A 24,198-nucleotide genomic window follows, 5' to 3' on the forward strand; every position below is an offset into this window, starting at 1 on the left:
ATCCCCCTCGCCCTCTTCCACGACAAGCGACGCGATCGACCCAGCGTTGCAGCAGCAACGCGTCGACGACGAACCACTGCGACTCGTCACGAGCTTCAACGATATTTTTGTCGTCGTGGCCGCATGGCTACTCTCGTTCGGCATCGGATGGCTCACAACGTCTCTGCCGATGTCGTTGCAGATGTTGATCTCCGCCGCCATCGCATGGGGGTTGTCCGAGATATTCGTGCGACGCCGCCGTATGGCGCTGCCCGCGTTGTGGTTTAGCCTCAGCTTCATCAGCACCGTCGCATTGATCGGCTTCGGCAACACGTTGCATTTCATGTCGGACACGGAAGGCATGCGGCAATCGATGAGCTGGTTCACGCTCGCCGGAACCGCCATTTTCACCGCCGCCGCGGCCGCCCTTTATTGGTGGCGCTTTCGCGTCCCCTTCTCCATCGCGCTCGGTGTCGGCGGCGTGGTACTCACGACGTGGTTCCACTTTCTGGTGCTCAAGGAGAATTTCCTGGAATGGATCCTGGTGGCTAGCGTAGTCGCGGGCCTGGCGATTTTCGTGTGGGCGCTGCGTTGGGACGCAAGAGACCCACAACGCGTGACGGTCCGCTCGGACGTGGCGTTCTGGCTCCACTTGCTCGCCGCCTGCATGGTGACGCACCCGATTTTCTGGACGCTGATGCCCGAGCATCCGATCGCTGCCATTGCCGTGTTTCTGGTGTTGACCGTGGTATCGCTCGTGATCGACCGGCGCGCGCTGATGCTCTCGTCGCTGCTGTACGTGATCAGCGCCATCATGAAGGTCGTGGTGATGTCGTCCGACGCGAACGGACTGCCGGTGATTGCCGTCGTCGTAGGTGCGTCGCTCTTGTTGCTGTCCGTGTTTTGGCAACCGTCGCGCGCGTTGGCACTGCGTTTGGTGCCTGCCAGCTGGCGGGCGAAGTTGCCCCGCTGATCTCAGCCCCCTCCGTCTCGGGTCACGCCGGTCTGTCCGGCGTGACATCCCCCTCTCGCAAACGCCTCACTGAATCGTGACGCGCTCCAGCACCTTCATGAAGTGATCGAGTGACGGGGTCTCCATCCCGGCGATCTTTGCCCGGTCGTCCCAGCGGCGCAGGCGCATAGCCGCTTCGGCATGCTCGCGCCCCAGAAACGTCTTCGCTTCCTCTTCGCTGAACACCCCACCCTGCAAGGCCAAACTGCGCACCGAGTCGGCGGAGAGTTGGCTGAAGTACTCAGCGTCGACCGCGCACAAACAGCGCTTGGCATCGACGTGCAACCGAATCGGTTCGAGAACCGCATCGCCGAACAACGGCCGCAAAAAAGGCAAGGCGTAGTACTGATGCAGATCGTCGATGCCGCGCTCGGTGGGCGTCTCGCCCTGAAGGTTGAGCAAATGGCCGAGATCGTGAAGGAAGCTGGCGGCGACGAGCGCCTCGTCGGCGCCCTCGCTCTGTGCTAACGCGCCGCTTTGCAGCGCGTGCTCCAACTGGGTGACGGGCTCGCCGCTGTATGCCAGCGAGCCGAATTTATCGAACAGGGTGCGGATGTCCGGCAGGCTCAGGGCCATCGTGTGAACTCTCGTTGTCGTCGCGCGAATCCGATGAGGCGGCCGCCGTCGCGACGTCGGCCAGCGCCGCCAGTTTCGACACCTTCGTTTCCTTCTGCGTCTTGGTCTCTTTCACTTCCTTCGGCTTGTCGCGCATGCGACTCTTGCGCAACGCACCCGCGTCGTCGAGCACCGCGTACGCCGTCGAGCAGAACAGCGAGTTCAACCGCTTCATGTCGCTGATGATGTCCAGATGCAGCGAGCTTGTCTCGATACTCTGCACCGACTGCCCCGCCAAACGATTCAAGTGCGTGTACGAATACGCGCGCTCCAGATCGCGGAAGCTTTCCTTTTCGGCCATCAAGCGCTGCGCGCTCTTGAGGTCGCCGTTCAGAAACACCGACAAGCCAAGTTGCAAGTTGGTCACCAGCCGCGCATGCATATCGCAAATCTCTTGCAGCCCAGCCTCGGAGAACGACAGCTTGTGCGAAATCTTCTTCTCTTCGACTTCAGTGACCATGCGCTCGATGATGTCGCCCGCATGTTCCATATTGATGGTGAGCGAAATGATGTCGGTCCAGCGGCGGCTGTCCGGCTCGCTCAGGTTCTCGCGGGACACGCGCGTGAGGTACATCTTCACGGCCGTGTAGAGATGGTCGACGTCGTCGTCCAGACGCCGCGTTTCGCGTGCACGCACGACGTCGTTACTGCGAATGACTTCGAGTAGTCCGTTGAGCATCTGCTCGACGATGTCGCCCATGCGCAACGTTTCGCGCGTGGCGTTGGCCAGTGCCACCGACGGCATCGACAGCGCACTTTCATCCAAATGGCGAGGCCGCGCGCTGGTATCGGCTTCCGGCTTTTCCGCCAACAAGCGCACACACAGACGCGCCATCGGTTCGGTGAACGCGAGGAACACCAAGCAGCGAATCAGGTTGTAGATGACGTGGAAGTTCACGACAGCCTGCGCGGGCTGGTCCGAGAGCCAACTCACCATCAGCGGCGCGTAGTCGACGAACGGCAGCACGATCAGGCAGCCGATCAGTTTGAAGATGAGACTGCCGAACACCACGCGACGCCCTGCCGCGTTCTGACCCGCCGAGGTCAGCATGGCGAGCATGCCGCTGCCCAGATTCGCACCGATCACGAGACATAAGGCGACCTTCAGTGAGATCACGCCCGACGACGCCAGCGTGGCCGTAAGCAACACCGCCGCCAGACTCGAATACGAGATCATCGCGAAGAGCGCGCCGATCAGCGTATCGAGCATCACGTCGCCAGTGAGCGAGCCAAACAACACTTTGACGCCCGCCGCCTGCGTCATCGGCGTGGTCGCGCCGACGATCAATTGCAGCGCAAGAATAATCAGGCCAAGGCCGATCGACACGCGGCCCAGTTGACCGGCGCGCGTTTGCTTACGCGAAAGAAAAAAGATGACACCGAAGAAGATCAGCAGCGGCGACAACCAGTGCAGATCGAACGTCAGGATCCGCGCCATGATGGCCGTGCCGACGTCGGCCCCGAGCATGATGGCGAGCGCCGGGGCCAGCGCAATCAACCCCTGCGCGCCGAACGACGACACGATGAGCGCGGTCGCGTTGCTGCTCTGTACCAGACCGGTCACGAGCACGCCGGCTGCGAAGGCAAGAAAGCGATTCGAAATGCTGTGGGAGAGAATGCGCCGCAGATCGGCGCCGTAGACGCGCAGGACCCCGGTACGCACGATATGCGTACCCCAGATCAGCATCGCTACGCCGGAGAGAAGGTTGAGCAGTGTCAGCATGCCAGTGTTCCGTGATCTTGTTGTCGACGGGACCGGCAGCGCCGTGCGCCGCCGACATGACGCGCCCACTGGTTTGCCATACCGGCATCCCGCGTCAGATCAGAACTGGCGTCGGGATGCGTATGAAGTTCACGCGTCATGCGTATCCCCAATCGGTACACCGTACACCAAAATGACGAGCGCAACAATCGTGTCATGAATTTGTCACAATTTTTACGCCAACTCTGCCAAGCCTTGTTGCGTAAGGGGGACAGCCCGGAAGGTAAGCGGCCGAACGGCCTCTCCTCACCCCCTCGGGCGTGTCCCGGACGTCACATTAAATACCCCACGGCAACGTGAAGGTTTTGGTGTTGGTGAAGCTCTTCATCGCCTCTTGCACCCCTTCTTTATAGCCAAGCCCCGAATCCTTAATGCCGCCGAACGGCGTCAGTTCAATTCGGTAACCCGGCACTTCCCAAACGTTGACCGTGCCGACCTGCAAGTCGTTGGTGAAACGCGTGACGTAATCGAGCCGGTTGGTGCACACGCCCGACGACAGGCCAAACGCGGTGCCGTTGGAGATCGCAATCGCCTCATCGATGCTGCCGAACGTGATGATCGGCGACACCGGCCCGAAGGTTTCTTCACGCACCACCGTCATCTTCGGATCGACACGATCGATCACCGTCGGCGAGTACAGCGCGCCGTCGCGCTTGTTACCGACCAGCAGCCGCGCACCTTGTGCCACGGCTTCGTTCACACGCGCCTCGAACAGACGGGCCGCCGCTTCGTCGATGACCGTCCCCATATCGTTACTGCCATCGCCCGGATCGCCGTACTTCCATGCCCGCGTCTTCTCCACGACCATTTCGGTGAACTGCGCCGCGATGTCGCGATGCACGAGCATGCGCTTGACCGCCGTGCAACGCTGGCCCGAGTTCTTGTACGAGCCTTGCACTGCGAGATCGGACGCGCGATCCAGATCGGCGTCTTCCATCACGATCAGCGGATCGTTGCCACCCAGCTCCAGCACGATGCGGCGATAGCCAGCCTTCGACGCGATGTACTTACCGATCGACACGCCACCCGTGAAGGTGATCATGTCGATGTTCTCGTTGATAAGCATCTCGTCGGCGATCTCCATCGGATCGCCCGTGATCACTTGCAGCATCTCCGGCGGCAGACCGGCTTCGTAAAGCGTATCGGCAAGGTAGTACGCCGAGAGCGGCACTTTCTCCGAGGGCTTGAGCACCATGCGGTTGTTGGTGGCGACCGACGGCGCAACCTTGTGCGCGACCTGATTCATCGGGTGATTAAACGGTGTAATCGCCGAGATCGCGCCGAGCAGCGGTTCGCGCTGCGTCACCACACGGCGCTTCTTGCCATGCGGCGTGAGGTCGCACGAGAACGCTTGTCCATCGTCTTTCAGCGCTTCGGTCGCAGCAAAGCCGAGCACGTCGGCCACACGGCCAATCTCGTACACCGCGTCTTTCTTGCACAGGCCCGACTCCATCGTGATGATGGCGGCAGCCTCGGCGGTGCGCTCACGCAGCAGCGCGGCGGCCTTGTCGAGAATGTTCGCGCGCTCGAAGCGGGTAAGCGTCGAGCGGTATTGCTTGGCGATCGAGAACGCGCGGCGCACGTCGTCGAGCGAGGCCTTGGGTACGGTGCCAACCAGATCGCCCGAATACGGATTGAAGACTTCGATGATCCGTTCGCGGGTGACTTTCTCTCCGCCGATACGCAAGGCTTCGGCGCGAAACTCGGGATGCAGCTTGTGCGGCGCGTTCATGGGGTTCTCCAGTTTGGCTTAAACGTGGTTCAGCGCGACATCGAGAATGTCGAAGTTGCGCAAGCGCGCCTTGCCCGGAATGCCTTGGGTTTTGCGGTTGAACAGCAGCGGCACGGTCTGCTCCGAGATACCGCCATGCGAGCGCAGCGGTACGGTCAGGCCCGTGAGGTCGTGGCGGCTGGCACTCGTGCCGAGCACCACCGATTGATCGCTCACCACCACCAGATCGCCCACGCGATCGGGCGGCAGCTCGAAGCGCGCGCAGGCTTCGGCATTGGTCAACACGACTTCGATGCCCGGCATGGCGGCGATGCGCGCACGGATGGCATCGCGGTCGATCTCGCGCGGCAGATAGATCGTGGCAAACGAGCCGAGCGCGCCGTGGTGCACCACATACGGATCGGTAATCGGCAGAATCACGCGTGCACCGCCCGCTTCAACGCCCTTGCCCAACCAGTCGTCGAGCAAGTCCTGCAAATAGATCACGTTGGGCTGCCCCGTCTTCGGATCGTGCTTGGCGTTCATACCGTGGTCGGCGGTCAGACCGATCACTGCACCCAGTTCGTCCATGCGGCGCAGGTACTTGTCCATCATCGCGTAGAAGGCATTCGCGCCTTCGGTGCCCGGTGCCCACTTGTGTTGCACGTAGTCGGTGGTCGACAGGTACATCAGGTCGACGTGACGCGTCTCGAGCAAGCGCACGCCCGCGGCAAACACGAACTCGGAGAGCGCTGCGCTGTAGACGTCCGGCACGGGCATGTCCACGAGGCCCAGCACGTCTTCGATGCCGTTCTCGGCGAGCGTGACCTGATCGGCCTTCTCCGACGAGAAGCAGATGCCCGTCATGCGGTGACCGAGCAACTTGCGCAGCTTGTCTTTAGCCGTGACGACAGCGACCTTGGCACCGGCATCGGCCGCAGCAGCCAACACGGTGCCGGCGCGCAGATATGCGGGGTCGTTCATCATGACTTCCGCGCCCTTGCCGCCATCGGCCGCCGGATCGTAGAAATAGTTACCGCAGATACCATGCACGGCCGGGGGGGCGCCGGTCACGATGGAGAGATTGTTCGGGTTGGTGAACGACGGCACCACGCAGTCGCCCTGAAACACCGCGCCTTCGGCGAGCAGGTGTTTGATGTACGGCGCGACACCGGCTTTGGCCGCCGCTTCGAGATACTCGAACTGACAACCATCGACACATACGATGACGGTAGGCTGTTGCGGCAGCCGGTACTGGCGGCCATTCACTTGGATCTGTACGGGTTGGGTCACGTCGGTCTCCTCAAGAGCAATTCGTTCGAATACGTCAATTCGTCAATTCGTCGATTAGCCAGCCTTCGCCTGCGTCGGCGCAGCCCCGGGGGCGCGGGCCAACGCCTCGCGAATGCGCGCCTGGCCGCGCGACAAATGCTCGCGAATGACCTGCGCGGCACGCGCCGGATCGCGCGATGCAATGGCGCTCACGATGTCGCGGTGCTCGCGCTCCGACTTCGGCGGTGCCGACGTATCGGCGGTCAGCGCTTCGTGGCGGAACAGGCTCAACTCCTTCACCAGCCGACGATAGGTCTCGAGCAGCTTGCGGTTGCCGACCATCTCGACGAGCGCATCGTGAAACGCGAGGTTCAACTGGTAGTACGCCTCGCTGTCGCCGGTCTCCACCGCCTGATGCATCGCCTCGACCGACTCGCGCAGGCGCGTGAGTTGTTCCGACGTGATGACTTCGGCCAGCGTGCGCCCCACGTATTCGTCGAGTACGCCACGCAGCGTGTAGATCTCTTCGGCTTCTTCGAGCGAGATCACCCGCACGAACACGCCGCGATTCTTTTCAGTACGCAGCAGCCCCGCCTCTTCCAGCGCCCGAAACGCTTCGCGCACCGGGCCGCGCGACACGCCGAGGCGGCCAGCCACTTCGATCTCGTTGAGCTTGGTGCCGGGCGTGAGCGTGCCGGCCATGATCTGGCGCTCGATCTCGTGCTGCACGAGCGTGGTGAGCGACTGGCTTTGCAGCAACTCGATGGCCGTGGGCGAGGTGGGCTTAGGGGTCATACCGGTCTTCCTTTTCTCTGAACTCTGATGCGAACATTCAGCCAATCACGTGAGGCGTTTTGTGGCATTACGTGATTATTTTTGTTGCTTGACATTCAAGCACAGCAGTTTGTAGATTGTCAACAAAACACATCCGACATCGCAGGCGAATTTTGCAACACTGTCGGGGTGAGTCGGTGCAGGCAGCGACAAAACCCTATCTGAATCAATGATTTCCATACTATTGGAGGTATTTGACGAGCAGATGACAAACGCAAAGGGTTTCAAGAAAAAGACATAATTTGCCAATAATATGCAACACACCGCCTCAAAGAAGGCGTTTTGCCCGACCCACAGGAGCCATCCATGAACCAACCGATGCGCCGCGCCCTGCGTGCCGCTGCCGTCCTCGCCGCCGGACTTGTCTGTGCTGCACAGGCCGGCCATGCCCTCGCCAAGACCACGTTGACTGTCTACACGGCGTGGGAGGTCGAAGTGATGCGGCCGTACGCCGAGGCCTTCCAGAAAGCGAACCCCGATATCGAGATCAAGTACGTGCGCGACTCCACCGGCGTGGTCACCGCCAAGGTGCTCGCCGAAAAGGCCAATCCGCAGGCCGACGTGATTGCCGGGCTCGCCGCATCGAGTCTGGAGTTGATCAAGCAAGAAGGTTTGCTCACGCCGTATGCGCCCAAGGGCTTCGACCAGCTCACGCGCGCCTATAGCGACAAGGCCACGCCGCCGTCGTGGATCGGCCTCGACGTGTGGGGCGCGACGGTGTGCTTCAACACCGTGGAAGCCGCCAAGCGCAACCTGCCGAAGCCCACGTCGTGGGAAGACCTGGCCAAGCCGATCTACAAAGGGATGATCGTGATGCCGAACCCGGCCACGTCGGGCACCGGCTTTCTCGACGTGACCGCGTGGCTCCAGATGTTCGGTAAGGACGGCGGCTGGAAGTACATGGATGCGCTCGACAAGAACATCGTCAAGTACACCCACTCGGGCTCGAAGCCGTGTCGCGACGCGGGTGCGGGCGAGTACCCGATCGGCATTTCGTTCGAGTTCAACGCGCACCGCACCAAGGCCGCCGGCGCGCCGATCGATCTGGTGTTCCCGAAGGAAGGGCTCGGCTACGACATCGAAGCGGCCGGCATCGTGAAGACCACCAAGAAGCTCGATGCAGCGAAGCGCTACATGGATTGGCTCGCCAGCAAGGAAGCCAACGAGATGTACGCGAAGGACTGGGCCATCGTGGCGTATCCGGGTGTCGCGAAGAAGTTCGACACGATCCCCGCCAACTACCAGGACATGCTCGTGAAGAACGATTTCACGGAGATCGCGAAGAGCCGCGAATCGGTCCTCGCCGAATGGCAGAAGCGTTACGGCGCGAAGTCGGAGAAGAAGTAACGTGAGTGGCGCCGGGAAAGTCCGTAGCGACACGCCCGGCGCCGTATTTCATCTCCGTTCGCAATACCGGACACAACGCCCATCGCAGGAGGTCTCCCGAATGAGCGACGACACGTATCTGAGCCTCGCCGGCATCCACAAACGGTTCGACAACACCGTGGTGCTAGGCGACATTCATCTCACCGTCCGACGCGGCGAGATGCTCTGTTTTCTCGGCCCATCGGGCTGCGGCAAGACCACCTTGCTGCGCATCATCGCGGGCCTCGAAGCGCAGACCCACGGCAGGATTTCGCAAAACGGCCGCGACATCTCCACGCTGCCGCCCATGCAGCGCGACTACGGCATCGTCTTCCAGTCGTACGCCCTGTTTCCGAATCTGAGCGTGGCGCAAAACGTCGCCTACGGGCTGACCAACCGTCGCGTACCGCGCGCCGAGCGCGACCAGCGCGTCGCCGAATTGCTCGAGATGGTGGGCCTGCCCGACGCGGGCCGTAAATTCCCGGGGCAACTCTCCGGCGGGCAGCAGCAGCGCATCGCCATTGCCCGCGCACTCGCCACGTCACCCGGATTGTTGCTGCTCGACGAGCCGCTCTCAGCGCTCGACGCCCGTGTGCGTGTGCGCTTGCGCAGCGAGATTCGCGCGTTGCAACAGCGTCTGGGCATCACCACGATTTTGGTGACGCACGATCAGGAAGAGGCGCTGTCGATGGCCGATCGCATTGTGGTGATGAACCACGGCATGATCGAGCAGGTAGGCACGCCGGGCGAGATTTATCAGCACCCGGCCACCCCCTTTGTCGCGGACTTCGTCGGCAAGACCAACATCCTGCCCGCACGTCTCGGTGACGCCGGACGCGTGCAAGTCGGCCAATACGAACTGACGTGCGGCACGCTCAACGGCTGTCGCACCGGTGAAGACATTCGCGTGTTCTTCCGCCCGGAAGACGTGCGCGTGCGCGATCTCGACGACCTCGACGACGAGGCCAACCTCTTCGACGGCGCGGTCGAGAAGATCGAATTTCTCGGTGCATTCTCTCGTGTGACGCTGCGCATGCCCGCGTGCGACCACCCGCTCTACGCCGACCTCTCGCCTGCCGACATGCAGGCCCTGCAACCGGCCACCGGCGGCGCGTTGCGCTTTGCCGTGCCGCGCGCCGCCGTGCGCGTCTTCCGTCAGGGGTGAAGCCGCGATGAGCTCTGTACCGTCGACATTGACCGCCGCATCGTCAGCGCAAGCCACCTCGCCGCTCGCGCATCACACCTCGCAGATGCCGCATGCGGGGCCCGCCGGTAGTGCCCCGCCATCGACGCTACGGCCCGCGCGGCTAGCGTCGCACTGGACGGATCGTCTTGCTCAAGCGCTGCTGCTGATTGCCGCTGCGGCAGGCGTGCTCTTTCTGCTCGCGCCGATGGCCGCCATTCTCATCAAAAGCGTGCAGGATAACGACGGCCACTTCGTCGGCTTGCGGCACTTCCGCGAGTACTTCCATTCGCCAGCCCTGTTCGGATCGATCTGGAACAGCGTGTGGATCTCGATCGTGACGACGGGCATCACCGTGCCGCTCGCCTTTATCTTTGCCTACGCTCTCACGCGTAGCTGCATTCGCGGCAAGACGCTGCTGCGCAATATCGCACTCATCCCAATTCTCGGGCCGACGCTGCTCCCGGCGATCTCGTTCATTTTCTGGTTCGGCAATCAAGGCGTGCTGCGTCCGTTCATGGGCGACATCGATATTTACGGGCCGTTGGGCATCGTGATGTCCTTGGTGAACGCGACGTTCCCGCACGCGCTGATGATCATGATTACGGCGCTCTCACTCACCGACGCACGGCTCTACGAAGCGGCCGATGCGCTCGGCACACCGATGTTGCGGCGGTTCTTCACGATTACGCTGCCGGGCGCGAAATACGGTGTGATCAGCGCAGCGATGATCGTCTTCACCTACGCGATTTCCGACTTCGGTATTCCGAAGGTGATCGGTGGCGACTTCAACGTGCTGGCTACCGATATCTACAAACTCGTCATCGGGCAGCAAGACTTCTCGAAGGGCGCGGTGGTCGGTCTCGTGCTGCTCGTGCCGGTGGGCATCACTTATCTGGTCGACGCCGTCGTGCAGCGCAAGCAACAGGCGCTGCTCTCGGCGCGCGCCGTGCCTTACGTGCCGAAACCCTCGCGCGGCTTCGACTGGGTGATGGCCGTGCTTTGCTGGGGCATGGCGGCCATCATGCTCGCCATTCTCGGCATGGCGGTCTACGCCTCGTTCGTGAAGTTCTGGCCGTACAACTTCAGCCTGTCGCTGGGTCACTACCAGTTCGGACTGGTGGAGAGCGGCGCGGTCGATGCCTATATCAACAGCGTGCAAATGGCGTTCTGGTGCGCGGTGTGGGGTACGGCGGTGATCTTCGTCATTGCGTATCTGCTGGAGAAGACCCGCGGCCTCGCGTGGCTGCGCGGCTTCATTCGCATGATGGCGGTGCTGCCGATGGGCGTGCCCGGGTTGGTGCTCGGGCTTGGTTACATCTTCTTCTTCGTTCCCGAAGGCAATCCGCTGCACAGTCTGTACGGATCGCTCGCCATTCTGGTGATCGTGAACGTCGTGCATTACTACTCGTCGAGCCATCTCACGGCAGTGACCGCGCTCAAGCAGATCGACCCGGAATTCGAGTACGTGTCGGCCTCGCTCAAGGTGCCGTTCTACCGCACGTTCTGGCGCGTGTCGGCACCGATCTGCCTGCCGTCGATCATCGACATCAGCCGCTATCTCTTCGTCAACGCGATGACCACGGTGTCCGCCGTGGTCTTCCTGTACTCCGCCGATACGTCGCTCGCCTCGGTGGCCATCGTCAACATGGACGAGACGGGCTCCATCGGCCCCGCTGCCGCCATGGCCACTCTCGTCGTGCTCACGTCGATGCTCGTTTGCCTGCTGTATCACGGCATCCAGCTCGTGGTGGAGCGCTACACGCAGGCGTGGCGGCGGCCCGCCGCACTCGCGCGCAAAGGTCATTGATGGACAGTGCTTTCGGACTGCGTTTGGACGTTATGTGCTTGCTCTTTCTCTCGCTTGATTTCGTTTGATTCCCCCGCTCAATAGGAGGCGGTCATGATTCTCGGTCAGGAACCGATTCTGCTCACCCCCGGCCCGCTCACCACGTCGCCGGCGACCCGACAAGCCATGCTGCGCGACTGGGGCTCGTGGGACACCCAGTTCAACCAGATCACGGCGTCGCTGTGTCGCGACCTCGTCGATATCGTGCACGGCGGCGACGACTACGCCTGCGTGCCGCTGCAAGGCTCGGGCACGTTCTCGGTGGAAGCGGCCATTGGCACGCTCACACCGCGTAACGCGCGCATTCTAGTGCCCGACAACGGTGCTTATTGCCAACGCATTCTGAAGATCTGCCGCTATCTCGGGCGCGATGCGGTCGCGTTGCCCGTGCCGGAAGATCAAGCGGCGAGCGCGGTTGCCATCGACGAAGCGCTCACGCGCGATCCGTCGATCACGCACGTGGCGCAAGTGCATCTGGAGACGGGGGCTGGTGTACTGAACCCGCTAGCCGATATTGCCCGCGTGTGCCAGAAGCACGGCAAGGGGCTGATCGTCGACGCGATGAGTTCGTTCGGTGCCGTGGAAATCGACGTGCGCACGATGCCGTTCGACGCGTTGATCGCTGCCAGCGGCAAGTGCCTCGAAGGTGTGCCGGGCATGGGGTTCGTGATCGTGAAGAAGTCAGTGCTCGACGCGTCGGCTGGCAACAGTCACTCGCTGGCGATGGACCTGCACGATCAGTACACGTACATGCAAAAGACCACGCAGTGGCGCTTCACGCCGCCCACGCACGTGGTGGCGGCCTTGCGTGCCGCGGTCGATCAGTTCCTCGCCGAGGGCGGGCAACCGGTGCGCGGCGAGCGCTATCGCCGCAATTGCCGCGCGCTTGTCGACGGCATGGCATCGCTCGGCTTCCGGCCGTTCCTGTCGCCGGAAGTGCAGGCGCCGGTGATCGTCACGTTCCACGCGCCCGCCGACGGCAAGTACGACTTCAAGGCGTTCTATGCCGCTGTGCGTGAGCGGGGCTACATCTTGTACCCGGGCAAGCTCACGCAACTGGAGACGTTCCGCGTAGGTTGTATCGGTGCCATCGACGACAACGAAATGCGCAACGTCGTGACGGCGATCGCACAAACGCTGACGTCGCTCGGTATCCGGCAAGTTGCGCCGTTGACGAAGGCGGCGTAGTCACACAGCGAGGCAAGGCGGCGTCTCGTACGCCGCCGCCCTGACCGATCTGCGTATGCCCGTATGTGCCTCGCACAGCGGGAATCCTCCGAATCTCGCCCCCTCTATCGACGCTTGAACCGCGTCGTCTCCTGCTGCGCACTGCGTTGATTCAACAGTCTTTCCTCGCATTGCACTCCCCTCGCGCCGAGATCCGCAAAGCTATCGCCGCTGCGCGCTGCGCTGTGCCGCTTTCTAGAATGCCCCGCACACAAACCGCGCATTAAGGCTTCGCCCGGGCACTGCTTGCCCACGTCGCTCCCCCCGAATGTCGCCTGCCATGGGCTTAGCGCTGCAACGAGCGCCAGCCGCCCTTCCCACTCGCACGCCTTTTGGAACCGGAACGCGATGAACAAGCATCTCTATCGATTGGTCTGGCGGCATTGCCGCGTCGATGTCGTCCCTGCCCCCGAGACGGCATGCCAGCGCTCCGGTTCATCGTCAGCATCGCGCGCCAAAGCGACACAACGGCGCTCAGTGACAACGTCTCGTGCGCCCCACACCCCGATCACCCGGCTCTGTATCGCGTGTCTTGCGATGTTTAGCGCGCTTGTCGCCGCCCCTGCGTGGGCAACCTGCACGTCGGCAGGCAGCGTAGTGACATGCAGCGGCGCGGCGAACCCACTCGCGCCGTCGTTCTCGAGTGCTGCAAGCAACTTACAAGTGAATGTGAATAGCGGCGCAGGTGTCGGTGTGCTGCTCGGTGTCGGCGGCACGGCAATGACACTCACCGGGAGCAGCGTCACGCTCGTCAACGGCGGCACCATCGACCCTTCGGTGCTTGGCAGCCTCGGATTGCTGGCGAGCGGCACCGTCATCGGCAACGGCGCGGCGGGCGGCAGCACGCAAACCGTGACGAACAACGCGATCATGCGCGGCACCGTCGGCTTGCTAGGCGTGAACCTGCCGGGGCTGACAGGTCTGGCGCTTACGGTGCAGAACGCCACAGGCGGCACCACCACCATCAACAACAGCGGCACGCTCGGTGCAACGGCAATTCTCGGCGTGAGCCTCACCGGCACGGGCAGCGCACCGGTCGTCGCGGCGTATGGCGGCGGCGGCGTCAACTTCACGAACTCGGGCACGGTACTCGGGCGTATCGCATTTCAGGCTAACGGCACCGCCGGCGCAGGCAACACCTTCACCAATGACGGCACCATCAGTGGCAGTGTTTCGCTAGGTGCCGGTAGCACGAACACCTTTACCGCCGTCACCGGATCGACATTGAACGATGGTGGCAGCACAGGTCTCGCGGCGTTGGCAGTGACAGGACTCAGCCTTGGCTTTGCTGCCACGGGCGTCGTCGATGGCGGCGCAGGCGGCACCAATTCGCTCGTGTTGAACAACTCGGCGAATAACAACACGGCCGTTGGCAACGGCACGTTCAACGGCGCGAGTTACGTGAACTTCTCGCAGGCCACCGTCAACGGCGGCACGTGGACGATGAACGGGCCGCTTGCCGTCACGACGAGCACGCTGAACGGCGGCCTCGCTATCTTCAACGACCCCGGCAGCTTCGGCACCGGCACGCTGGTCGTCAACGGCGGCGGCGTGCAGGCAGCGAGCACTGGCCTCGCCTTGACGTTGCCCGTCACGCTCGGTGCCAACGGACTTACGGTCTCAGGCAGCAACCCGCTGACGCTGGGCGGCGTGTTGAGCGGCAACGGCAGCGTGTCGCACACGGGGACCGGCAGCCTCACGTTGAACGGCACCAATACCTACACAGGCGGCACCTCATTGAGCAGCGGCACGCTGGTCGCGGGGAACAATAGTGCGTTCGGCAATGGCGTCATACAGGTGTCCGGTTCGAGCGCTGTGCTCGACGCCGGCGGTCCGCGCACGCTAACCAATCAGATTGCGGTGGGTGGTGGCAGCACACTGACACTCGGCGGCGGCGCCCCACTCTCCGTCGCCGGACAGATCACAGGCAGCGGCAACGTCGTCAAGCAAGGCGCACAGACCGTTACGCTCACCGGCGTAAATACCTTCAGCGGCAACATGAACGTGGCGGCGGGCACGCTGGCCTTGTCGGGTGCGGGCACGCTGCAAGTGGCGGGGACTGCACTGACGTTATCGGGCGCTGGGGCCATCTTCGACATTTCGGCGGCGAACGGCGACCGCACGATTGCCGGGCTTTCGGGCGTAGCGAACACGCAGATCCTGCTGGGCACGCACAACCTCACGCTCGGCAATAGCGCGAGCGGCACGTTCGCGGGCGCGATCAGCGGTTCGGGCGGCATCGTCAAGGCGAACGGCGACACGCAGATCCTCTCAGGCAGCAACACCTACACCGGCGGCACCACGATCAACGCCGGAGGGATTGCGCTCGGCGCAGGGGGATCGCTAGCCAGCACCGGTGCCGTATCGCTGCTCGGCGCCGGGACTTCATTCGATATCAGTCAGGCCGGTGCGCAGACCATTGGTGCGCTCTCGGGCGTGGCCAATTCGACGGTGTCGCTCGGTGCAGGCACGCTGACGTTCGGCGATGCGGCGAGCGAGACGTTCGCGGGTAGCGTGACCGGCACCGGTGGCATCGTGAAACAAGGCACGGGCACGCAAACGCTCTCCGGACCCAATACCTTCACCGGGCAAGTCGCCATCGACGCGGGTACCTTGGCGATGGGCGGCACCGGGACGTTGTCGGGTAACGCGGTGAACATCGCGAGCAACGCCGCCTTCGATATCAGCACTGGCGAGAATCAGACGATCGGCGCGTTGTCCGGCGCAGCAGGCAGCGCGGTCAATCTCGGCGACAACACGCTGTCGTTTGGCGACGGCACGAATCAAACCTTTGGGGGCGCGATCTCGGGCGCCGGTGGCATCGTCAAATTCGGCACGGGGACGCAAACCCTCACCGGACAGCAGACCTTTACCGGCAGTGTGGTGGTTGGCGCCGGGTCGCTCGTCATCGGTGCGGGCGGTGGCTTGTCCGGACAAAGCGCCGTCATTCTCGGCGACAACACCACGTCGCTCGATATCAGCGGTGCGGGTCCGCAAACCATCGGTTCGTTAAGTGGCGGCGCAGCGGCGGTTCAACTCGGTGCGAACACGCTGACCTTCGGCGACAACACGAGTCAGACGTTCAACGGCAGCATTCACGGCACGGGTGCACTCGTCAAACAAGGTGCGGGCGTGCAAACGCTAACCGGCGCGAGTGATTTCACTGGTGGTGTGACAGTCAATGCGGGCGGCCTGGCACTGGGTAGTGCGAGTGCGTTGGGCAGTGGCGCGCTGACCATGGCCGACCAGACGATGCTCGATGCCACGCAGGCGTTGACGCTCGGCAACAACATCACGCTTAATGGCACGTCAGCTGTACTTGGCAGTCAGGATCTGACATTGACGGGCAATATTTCGGGCACCGGCGCGCTGCAAAAGATCGGCAGCGCACAGCTCACCCTCGATGGCGCAGGTACTTGGACCGGCGGCACCACCATCAACGACGGTACGCTGGCACTCGGCACTAACGGCGCACTCGCGGCTCAGGGCGCTGTTGTGCTTGGCAGCAACACGGCGGTGTTCGATATTAGTGCCGCGGGAAACCGCACTGTCGGCGCACTCTCCGGCAGTGGCGGCACGATTGCGCTCGGTGCGAATACGCTCACGTTTGGCGACGCCACCCGCCAAACTCTGGGAGCGGCTCTCACGGGCGCAGGCGGCATCGTCAAGCAAGGTACGGGGACGCAAACGCTCACGGCACACCAGGTTTTCACGGGCGCAATCGACGTTGCTGACGGCACGTTGGCCCTAGGCGCAGGTGGAATGCTGCAAGCGGCAAATGCGCTTTCGCTTTCCGGAGCGAATGCGGTATTCGATATCAGCGCATCGGGTCCAACCACGGTTGGCGCGCTCACCGGCGCTGCGGGCAGTGCCATCGCGCTCGGCACACAAACGTTGACGTTTGGGAACACGCTCGACTCGACGTTCAATGGCGTGTTTCACGGTACCGGTGGCATCGTGAAAAATGGTACTGGCGTTCAAACGCTTACGGGTGCGAGCGACTTTAGCGGCGGCACTACGTTGAACGCAGGCGGGTTGATCGTTGGCAACAACGCCGCACTCGGCACGGGTGCACTTACCGTCGCCAACAATACGACGCTCGACAGCACGCAAGCCGTCACGCTGGGGAATAACGTCAATCTTGCGGGTACGTTGACCATACTCGGGTCGAATGACCTGACGCTGGACGGCATTCTCTCGAGCGTCGGCGGACTCACCAAATCGGGCAACGCGACACTGACGCTCGGCGGGAATAACACCTTCAGCGGAGCCACCACCGTCAACGCCGGGACGCTCGCCCTTGCTGCCGGGGCGTCACTGAACGCCGCAGGCACCGTCGACATCGCTGGCGGTGCCACGCTCGATTTGTCCGCCGGTAACGGCACGCAAACTATCGGCACCCTCAATGGCGCGGGCACCGTCAACCTAGGCAACGTTGTCACGCAACTCGGCGGCGCGAGCAACGACACCTTCAGCGGCAACATCGCAGGCACCGGCTCGGTGGTCAAAATCGGTGCGGGCACGCAAACATTGACCGGGCAGAACACCTACACAGGCGGCACAACGGTGCAAGCCGGAACGCTCGCATTGAGCGGCGCGGGAACGTTGGCGGCCACCGGCGCGCTCACGCTGAATAACCCGGGATCGACGTTCGACATCTCCGGCGCGAACGGCGCGCGCACCATCGGCGCCCTCACCGGCGATGCAGGCACGCTCGTCACGCTTGGCGCGAACACGCTCACGTTTGGCGACGCGACGGGACATATCTTCAGCGGTGTCATGGCAGGCACAGGCGGCATCGTCAAACAAGGGGCAGGCACCGCGACGCTGACCGGTGTACAGCAATACACGGGAAGTACCACCATCAACGACGGTGCCTTGGCGATTGGTGCAGGAGGAAGTCTGGCGGCAGGTGCACAGATCCTTTTGAACGGATCGGATGCGACCTTCGATCTGAGCAACGCAGGCAATCAAACGGTGGGCAGCTTGTCGGGCACAGGCGGCGTTGTCGCACTGGCTAACAACACGCTAACGTTCGGCGATGCGACCGACCAATCGCTGGCGAGCGCCATTCAAGGCAACGGCAATGTGCTCAAACAAGGCACGGGCACGCAAACGCTAACCGGCACGAACCTGCTGACCGGGACGCTGACCGTGGCGGACGGAACCGTGGTACTTGGCGCGGGCGGTACGCTGCAAAACACGACCGACGTTGCATTGGACACAGGCACCACATTCGACTTGAGCGCCGCCACTTCGCCGACGATCGGCGCGCTCAATGGCGCGGCAGGCAGCACGCTACGTATCGGTGGACGCACAATCACGCTCGGCAGCAGTCACAACGGCACGTTCGGCGGTGCGATCAGTGGTGCGGGTGGCCTCGTCAAGGAAGGCAGCGGTACGCAGACGCTTTCGGGCGGCATGGTGCTCGCCGGTACGGTGCAAATCGACGCGGGCACGCTTGCATTGCGTGGTGGGTCGCAACTCGATTCCGCCGCCGTCGGCCTCAACGGCTCAACAAGCGTGCTGGACGTCTCTACCGGCCCGACACAGGTCGTCACAACGCTGACAGGCGTCGCAGGCAGCGCCATCGAACTCGGCAACGCAACGCTGAACTTCGGCAGTGTCGGTGCCAACACGCTCGCCTCCGACATCCACGGCGTTGGCGGGCAACTCGTCAAAACGGGCACCGGCGTGCAGACGCTCTCCGGTAATAGCGACTTCAGCGGCGGGGTGAATGTGCAAAGCGGTGGCATCGCCGTTGGCAGCAACACGGCACTGGGCACGGGCACCGTCACATTTGCCGATGCCACGTCCCTCGACGCAACGCAGGCCACGACGCTCGGCAATCAGATCACGCTCGGCGGCAATCTCAATGTGCTCGGCACGAACGACCTCACGCTTAACGGTGCTATCGATGGTGCTGGTGGCATCACGAAGAATGGCAATGCAACGCTCACGCTCAACGGGCAGAACACCTATGCCGGGGCCACCAACGTCAACGCGGGAACACTCGCACTCGGCGCCGGTGCAAGTCTAGACGCCGGGGGTGTCGTCAACGTGCAAACCGGTGCAACGTTCGACCTCTCTGCGGGCAACGGCACGCAGACGTTCGGCGCGCTAACCGGTGGCGGGGCGATCAACATGGGCAGCAACGTGCTCGATGTCGGCAGCAGCGGCGTCAACGAAACCTTCAGCGGCGGCGTGGCCGGTACGGGTAGTGTTGTGAAAGTCGGCGCTGGTGTCGAGACTCTGACCGGCAACAACACGTTCACCGGCGGCACCACGGTGCAAGGTGGCACGCTGGCGCTGGGCGGTGCAGGCACGCTGGCACCGGCGGGGGCTGTCACGTTGCAGAACGCCGGGGCGACGTTCGATATTTCAGGCGCTAATGGCGACCGCGCCATCGGTGCCCTCACCGCGCAGGCGGGCACGAACGTCACGCTCGGCAACAACACCCTGACCTTCGGCGATGCGTCCAGCCATACCGTGGACGGCACGATTACCGGCACGGGCGGTATCGTCAAACAAGGCAGCGGCACGCAGACGTTGACTGGTCAGCAGCAATTCACCGGCACCACCACCATCGACGACGGCACCCTCGCGCTCGGTGCCACCGGCAAGCTCGCGGCAGGGGCAAACGTCGTGGTGGCGGGCAGCAATGCTGCGTTTGATATCAGCGCCGCAGGCAATCAATCGCTCGGCACGTTGTCGGGCACCGGCGGCAGTGTGAACCTCGGCGGCAACTCGCTGACGTTCGGCGGCGGCAGTGACCAAACGCTGTCGAGTGCTATCGGCGGCACGGGCGGCATCGTCAAAGTGGGCACGGGCACGCAAACGCTCGGCGGACAGAACACGTTCACCGGCAACATCGATGTCACGAACGGAACGCTCGCACTGGGCACTGGCGGTTCGCTCTCCGGCAGCAACGACGTGACGCTCGCCACCGGTGCGACGTTCGATGTCGGTCAGGGAAGCGCGCCAGTGATCGCTGGTCTCGACGGCGCGGCAGGATCGACGGTGTCTCTCGGCACGCAATCGCTCACGCTGGGTGGTGCGGCCAACAGCGCGTTCGACGGCGTGATTCAAGGCACGGGCGCTCTCGTCAAGAATGGCAGCGGCACGCTCACGCTGAGCGGCCCCAACACATTCTCCGGCGGCACAACGGTGAACGGCGGCACGGTCACCGTCACGTCGCCCACGGGCCTCGGCACCGGCGGTCTGACGCTCGCGCAGGGTGCGGTGTCCACACAAGGCATCAACATCTCGCTGCCGTCGCTGAACGGCACCGCATCGGGCGGACTGACGATCAACGGTGGTTCGGTGGCAGTGTCATCGGGCGCTTTCGGGGGCAGCATTGCGGGCAGTGGCGGTCTGACGAAAACAGGCAGCGGCACGCTAACGCTTAGCGGCAACAATCCCCTCACCGGCCCAACCACGGTCGCGGGTGGCACCCTGAGCATCGGCAATCTCGGCAACTCGCCCGTCACCGTGCAAGCGGGCGGTACGTTGACGACACCCGCGCCCACGTCCGCAGGCGGCAGCGGCGCAGGTGCCCAGACGGGTGCGCTGACCGGCGCAAACGGTGGTCAGATTGTCGTGAGTTCGCCGGGAACGTCGCTTGGCGTGGGCGGCAATCTCACGCTCCAGCCGGGCTCGACACTTCAGGTGAGCGCAGCCCCCGGGACGGCACCGAGTCAGGTGAACGCAACCGGCAGCGCGTCCATCGGCGGCAGCAATCTTGTCGTGAACGCCGCACCCGGCACGCAACCCGCCGATGCATCGGGCGCGGTGATCGTCTCGGCGGCGAATGGTATCAGCGGACAGTTCGCGTCGACGTCGACCAACTTGCTCTATCTCTCGCCTCAAGTCAGCTACACGCCGACTACGGTGTTGCTCTCGTTCGCGCCGAACGGCACACCGCTCGCCGCAGGCGGCATCACGCCCAATCAGCGTGCCGTTGCGGCTGCGGTGTCGACGCTCGGCACGGCGAGTCCGCTCTATCAGGCGGCACTGGGGTTGACGGCGCAGACCGCACCCGATGCCTTCGCGAGCCTCGATGGCAGCTTGCATGCGTCTATCGCATCGATGCTGCTGAGTCAGAGTCAGGTGACGCGCGACGCTGCGTCGCAACGCCTGCGCGACAGTCTGCGACTCGCGAACGATTGCACCGATGAGAGTCAGGAGATTCGCGTTAACGAAGACGACGTGGCGGCGCACGCGAACGATTTCGATTGCCACGGTCAAGGGCGCGCCACGCAGGCATGGGCGTCGGTCTATGGCGGCAGCGGCCAACTCCGGTCGCAGTCGGTGGCAAGTGGTGGATCGGGAGCGTCGACATTGCATCGTCGCGGCATGGGCGTGCTGGTCGGCGTGGATAGCCCGCTGGCAGACCACTGGCGCGCGGGTGTACTGGGCGGTCTCGGGCACGACACGTTCAACACGGGCGCTACCTCATCGGGGAATAGCAACGATGCGCAGATGGGGGCGTATGTCAGTCGGCGCTTCGGGCGGCTTGGTGCGATGCTCGGTGGGTCGTACGCGTGGCAACAGGTCAGCACGCAGCGCGCCGTCGCCATCGGCCCTATCGCGCAGACGGCGCGTGCTAGCTACGACGCGTCGACATGGCAGGTGTTCGGCGAAGCGGCGTGGCGTATCGAGGCAGGCCGCGTCGGGATCGAGCCGTTTGCTGCGTTGGCGCATGCATGGGTACGCACGGATGCCTTCGATGAAACGGTCAGCATCGCGGCGCTGCACGTTGACGAGCAGACGCGCGGCATCACTTTCTCGACGCTAGGAGTACGGGGCGACCTGCCGTTTGGCACCGGTGCGATGGCGAAAGGTCGGGTGCGGCTGTCGGCAGCATGGCGTCACGCGTTCGGCGCGAATACGCCGGATGCACAACTGGCGTTCGTCGATAGCGCGGCTGGGTTCACCGTCGGCGGCGTGCCGATTGCGCGCGACGCGGCCATCGTCGAAGCCGGGATCGACGCGTTCGTGGGGGACGCCATGACCATGGGACTCAGCTATACCGGGCAATTCGGCGGAAACGTCACTGATAACGCCGTGTTCGGCAATCTCAACTGGCGTTTCTGAATGCCCCCGAATGGCAGGCGGCCGCCAGGCTGGCGGGAAACTTGAAGGCTTGGTGGCCTGCTTACCGATCAACGACCGTCGCCTCGGTAGTCCGGGAACGCGCGGCGCGATGCTTCACGATCGCGTCGCTCGCTTCGCCTCGCATCCTCCGGTAAGCTCTCGGCTATTACGCGCGTACGCGCGCGCCCTCGCGGAGGCCGTCCCCCATGCCGTCACCGAAAGCTGCCGACATCCACTTCAAGCGCGTCTACGACGCACCGTCCCCTGATGACGGACAACGCGTGCTCGCCGACCGCCTGTGGCCGCGCGGTCTTGCCAAAGCGAAAGCGCAGGTCGACTTCTGGGCGAAGGACGTCACGCCGAGCACTGACCTGCGCAAGTGGTTTCACGAGCATCCCGAGCAGTTCAGTGAATTTCGCACGCGCTTTCTTGACGAACTGAAGGCGCTCGACGCCGATCACAACGAAATGCTCGCCGCCCTGCGCACTCGTCTGACTGAAGGCCGCGTCACGCTGCTAACCGCAGCACATAAGCTCGAAGACGGCGACAAGCACACGCACCTGCACGTGCTGCGCGACTTTCTCGAAGCGCGATAAGGGAACACGGGGATCTACGGAGAGGGGTCGGCCAACGGCGCGCAACACGCCAACGCTACGGGGGATGAATCATGACGGCGTATCACGCGTCAACACGGCATTCCGCCCTTCAAAACGGCGTCGACCGGCGAGCATCGCCTGAAAACCCGCATGATCGCTGGCCTGCGGCGAAAGCGGCGCGAGGGGCGGCAAAGTTTGCTATAACGTTTGGCAGCGCGCTACGCCAGACCTACGACATCCGCGCGCTCGTCTCACCTCATTCGCTTATCCGGCGGCCGCTACGGTCGCCCGCCGCCTCATGCTAGTTCCACTGATTGTTGCCTGCGCGCTGTTCATGGAGAACATGGATTCCACCGTGTTGTCCACGTCGTTGCCGTTGATCGCGAAGGATCTCGGCGAGAGCCCCATCACGCTCAAGCTCGCGCTCACGACGTATCTCATCAGCCTCGCCGTCTTCATCCCGATCAGTGGTTGGATTGCCGACCGCTTCGGCACGCGCAACGTGTTCCGCTGCGCCATCGGTGTGTTCGTGCTGGGTTCGATCTGCTGCGGCATTTCGACGAACCTGCCGGAACTGGTCATCGCGCGCTTCGTGCAAGGCATGGGCGGCGCGATGATGGTGCCCGTCGGACGCCTCGCATTGCTCAAGTCGGTCGAAAAGCGCGACATGGTGCGCGCGCTCAACTATCTGACGATTCCCGCGCTCGTCGGCCCGGTGCTTGGCCCGCCGCTCGGCGGCTTCATCACCACGTACTGGCACTGGCGCTGGATTTTCTTCATCAATATTCCCATCGGCATTCTCGGGTTTGTGCTCGCCACAAAGTACATCCCCGATCTGTTTGAAGACGATGTCCCCCCGCTCGACGTGAAAGGCTTCATCCTCTCGGGTCTCGGGCTGTCGATTCTGATGCTAGGACTCTCGACCATCGGCCGGCATCTGATCCCGACACCGCTCGCACTCGGGCTGGTCGCCATCGGGGCCGTGCTGTTGTGGTCGTATCTGCGCCATGCGCGCGGGCTGACGCACCCGCTGCTGCGGCTCGATCTGTTCCGCATTCCGACGTTTCGCGCCGGTGTTGCAGGCGGGACGTTGTTCCGGATTGGCGTGGGTGCAACGCCCTTCCTGCTGCCGTTGATGCTGCAACTCGGCTTCGGTATGACGCCGATGGAGTCAGGCGCGCTCACGTTCATCTCGGCGGCGGGCGCGATGTTCATGAAAACGCTCTCGCTGCGCATTCTGCAACGCTGGGGGTTTCGCCGCGTGCTGATGACCAACGCGCTGATCGCGTCGGCCACTATCGCTGCGTACGGACTCTTCACCGATCAGACCTCGCATCTGGTCATTCTCGGCACGCTGCTATTCGGCGGCTGCTTCCGCTCGTTGCAGTTCACGAGTCTGAACGCCATTTCGTATGCCGACGTGCCCGCACACCGCATGAGTCAGGCGACGAGTCTGGCCAGCGTCGCACAGCAAGTGTCACTCACGCTCGGGATCACGATCGGTGCCGCCGTGTTGCAAACGTCGTCGTATCTGCACGGACGCGATCACGTCACTTCGGTCGATTTCCCATGGGCATTCCTGACCGTCGGCCTGATCGCCGTGAGCTCGACCCTCTCTATCGCCCGCCTCGCACGCGACGCAGGTGCCGAATTGGCACAACGCAGCTAACGGACGGAAACCGATAAGCCGGCGCGCG

13 protein-coding genes are annotated in these 24,198 nt (G+C 63.3%); 8 read left to right on the plus strand and 5 right to left on the minus strand.

Going from position 1 to position 24,198, the window contains the following annotated elements; translation table 11 throughout:
• Positions 1–46 precede the first annotated feature (46 nt).
• Positions 47–952 carry a hypothetical protein gene (locus ACPWR9_RS02055; RefSeq protein ID WP_426312696.1) on the plus strand — a complete coding sequence of 302 codons (906 nt, stop codon included), beginning with the start codon at positions 47–49 and terminating at the stop codon, positions 950–952.
• A 66-nt stretch (positions 953–1,018) separates the two neighbouring features.
• Here ACPWR9_RS02055 and ACPWR9_RS02060 read toward each other — a convergent pair whose 3' ends face one another.
• The 5 genes from ACPWR9_RS02060 to ACPWR9_RS02080 all read right to left on the minus strand — a co-directional run bounded on the left by ACPWR9_RS02060 (position 1,019) and on the right by ACPWR9_RS02080 (position 7,146).
• The gene (locus tag ACPWR9_RS02060; RefSeq protein WP_426312698.1) at positions 1,019–1,567 is read right to left on the minus strand and encodes a phosphonate degradation HD-domain oxygenase; all 549 of its coding nucleotides are present in this window, start codon (positions 1,565–1,567) and stop codon (positions 1,019–1,021) included.
• Complete coding sequence (locus tag ACPWR9_RS02065) at positions 1,527–3,329, minus strand: Na/Pi cotransporter family protein (protein ID WP_426312699.1); 1,803 nt, start codon at positions 3,327–3,329, stop codon at positions 1,527–1,529. Before ACPWR9_RS02065 ends, ACPWR9_RS02060 begins: the two co-directional genes overlap by 41 nt.
• A 316-nt stretch (positions 3,330–3,645) precedes the next feature.
• Positions 3,646–5,100 carry a phosphonoacetaldehyde dehydrogenase gene (phnY, locus tag ACPWR9_RS02070; protein WP_426312700.1) on the minus strand — a complete coding sequence of 485 codons (1,455 nt, stop codon included), beginning with the start codon at positions 5,098–5,100 and terminating at the stop codon, positions 3,646–3,648.
• 18 nt (positions 5,101–5,118) lie between these two features.
• Complete coding sequence (gene phnA / locus ACPWR9_RS02075; RefSeq protein WP_426312702.1) at positions 5,119–6,372, minus strand: phosphonoacetate hydrolase; 1,254 nt, start codon at positions 6,370–6,372, stop codon at positions 5,119–5,121.
• Positions 6,373–6,426: 54 nt separating this feature from the next.
• Positions 6,427–7,146, minus strand: coding sequence for a phosphonate utilization associated transcriptional regulator (locus ACPWR9_RS02080; RefSeq protein WP_150679972.1), 720 nt, complete (start codon positions 7,144–7,146; stop codon positions 6,427–6,429).
• Positions 7,147–7,503: 357 nt separating this feature from the next.
• Between ACPWR9_RS02080 and ACPWR9_RS02085 the strand changes: the two genes are divergently transcribed.
• From ACPWR9_RS02085 to ACPWR9_RS02115, 7 genes are all read left to right on the plus strand, one after another.
• Positions 7,504–8,532 carry a putative 2-aminoethylphosphonate ABC transporter substrate-binding protein gene (locus tag ACPWR9_RS02085; RefSeq protein ID WP_426312866.1) on the plus strand — a complete coding sequence of 343 codons (1,029 nt, stop codon included), beginning with the start codon at positions 7,504–7,506 and terminating at the stop codon, positions 8,530–8,532.
• Positions 8,533–8,632: 100 nt separating this feature from the next.
• A complete protein-coding gene (locus ACPWR9_RS02090; RefSeq protein ID WP_426312703.1) occupies positions 8,633–9,715 on the plus strand; it encodes a putative 2-aminoethylphosphonate ABC transporter ATP-binding protein in 1,083 nt (360 codons plus the stop codon).
• A gap of 7 nt (positions 9,716–9,722) precedes the next feature.
• The gene (locus tag ACPWR9_RS02095) at positions 9,723–11,543 is read left to right on the plus strand and encodes a putative 2-aminoethylphosphonate ABC transporter permease subunit (protein WP_426312705.1); all 1,821 of its coding nucleotides are present in this window, start codon (positions 9,723–9,725) and stop codon (positions 11,541–11,543) included.
• Positions 11,544–11,636: 93 nt separating this feature from the next.
• Positions 11,637–12,770, plus strand: coding sequence for a 2-aminoethylphosphonate--pyruvate transaminase (locus ACPWR9_RS02100; RefSeq protein ID WP_426312706.1), 1,134 nt, complete (start codon positions 11,637–11,639; stop codon positions 12,768–12,770).
• A gap of 576 nt (positions 12,771–13,346) precedes the next feature.
• Positions 13,347–21,905 (plus strand): autotransporter-associated beta strand repeat-containing protein, encoded by an 8,559-nt coding sequence (locus ACPWR9_RS02105; protein ID WP_426312707.1) that lies wholly within the window; start codon positions 13,347–13,349, stop codon positions 21,903–21,905.
• Between the two features lie 206 nt (positions 21,906–22,111).
• Complete coding sequence (locus tag ACPWR9_RS02110) at positions 22,112–22,501, plus strand: DUF488 domain-containing protein (RefSeq protein ID WP_426312710.1); 390 nt, start codon at positions 22,112–22,114, stop codon at positions 22,499–22,501.
• Between the two features lie 298 nt (positions 22,502–22,799).
• Positions 22,800–24,170 carry an MFS transporter gene (locus ACPWR9_RS02115; RefSeq protein WP_426312711.1) on the plus strand — a complete coding sequence of 457 codons (1,371 nt, stop codon included), beginning with the start codon at positions 22,800–22,802 and terminating at the stop codon, positions 24,168–24,170.
• Positions 24,171–24,198: the final 28 nt, after the last annotated feature.

The organism is Pandoraea pneumonica (genome assembly GCF_049918595.1).
Taxonomy (GTDB): domain Bacteria; phylum Pseudomonadota; class Gammaproteobacteria; order Burkholderiales; family Burkholderiaceae; genus Pandoraea; species Pandoraea pneumonica_A.

Bases quoted from the DNA above. Each gene is read 5' to 3' on its own strand.
- ACPWR9_RS02060 (WP_426312698.1), bottom strand. From the start codon at position 1,567: ATGGCCCTGAGCCTGCCGGACATCCGCACCCTGTTCGATAAATTCGGC.
- ACPWR9_RS02065 (WP_426312699.1), bottom strand. From the start codon at position 3,329: ATGCTGACACTGCTCAACCTTCTCTCCGGCGTAGCGATGCTGATCTGG.
- phnY (WP_426312700.1), bottom strand. From the start codon at position 5,100: ATGAACGCGCCGCACAAGCTGCATCCCGAGTTTCGCGCCGAAGCCTTG.
- ACPWR9_RS02080 (WP_150679972.1), bottom strand. From the start codon at position 7,146: ATGACCCCTAAGCCCACCTCGCCCACGGCCATCGAGTTGCTGCAAAGC.
- ACPWR9_RS02085 (WP_426312866.1), top strand. From the start codon at position 7,504: ATGCGCCGCGCCCTGCGTGCCGCTGCCGTCCTCGCCGCCGGACTTGTC.
- ACPWR9_RS02090 (WP_426312703.1), top strand. From the start codon at position 8,633: ATGAGCGACGACACGTATCTGAGCCTCGCCGGCATCCACAAACGGTTC.
- ACPWR9_RS02095 (WP_426312705.1), top strand. From the start codon at position 9,723: ATGAGCTCTGTACCGTCGACATTGACCGCCGCATCGTCAGCGCAAGCC.
- ACPWR9_RS02100 (WP_426312706.1), top strand. From the start codon at position 11,637: ATGATTCTCGGTCAGGAACCGATTCTGCTCACCCCCGGCCCGCTCACC.
- ACPWR9_RS02105 (WP_426312707.1), top strand. From the start codon at position 13,347: ATGTTTAGCGCGCTTGTCGCCGCCCCTGCGTGGGCAACCTGCACGTCG.
- ACPWR9_RS02110 (WP_426312710.1), top strand. From the start codon at position 22,112: ATGCCGTCACCGAAAGCTGCCGACATCCACTTCAAGCGCGTCTACGAC.
- ACPWR9_RS02115 (WP_426312711.1), top strand. From the start codon at position 22,800: ATGCTAGTTCCACTGATTGTTGCCTGCGCGCTGTTCATGGAGAACATG.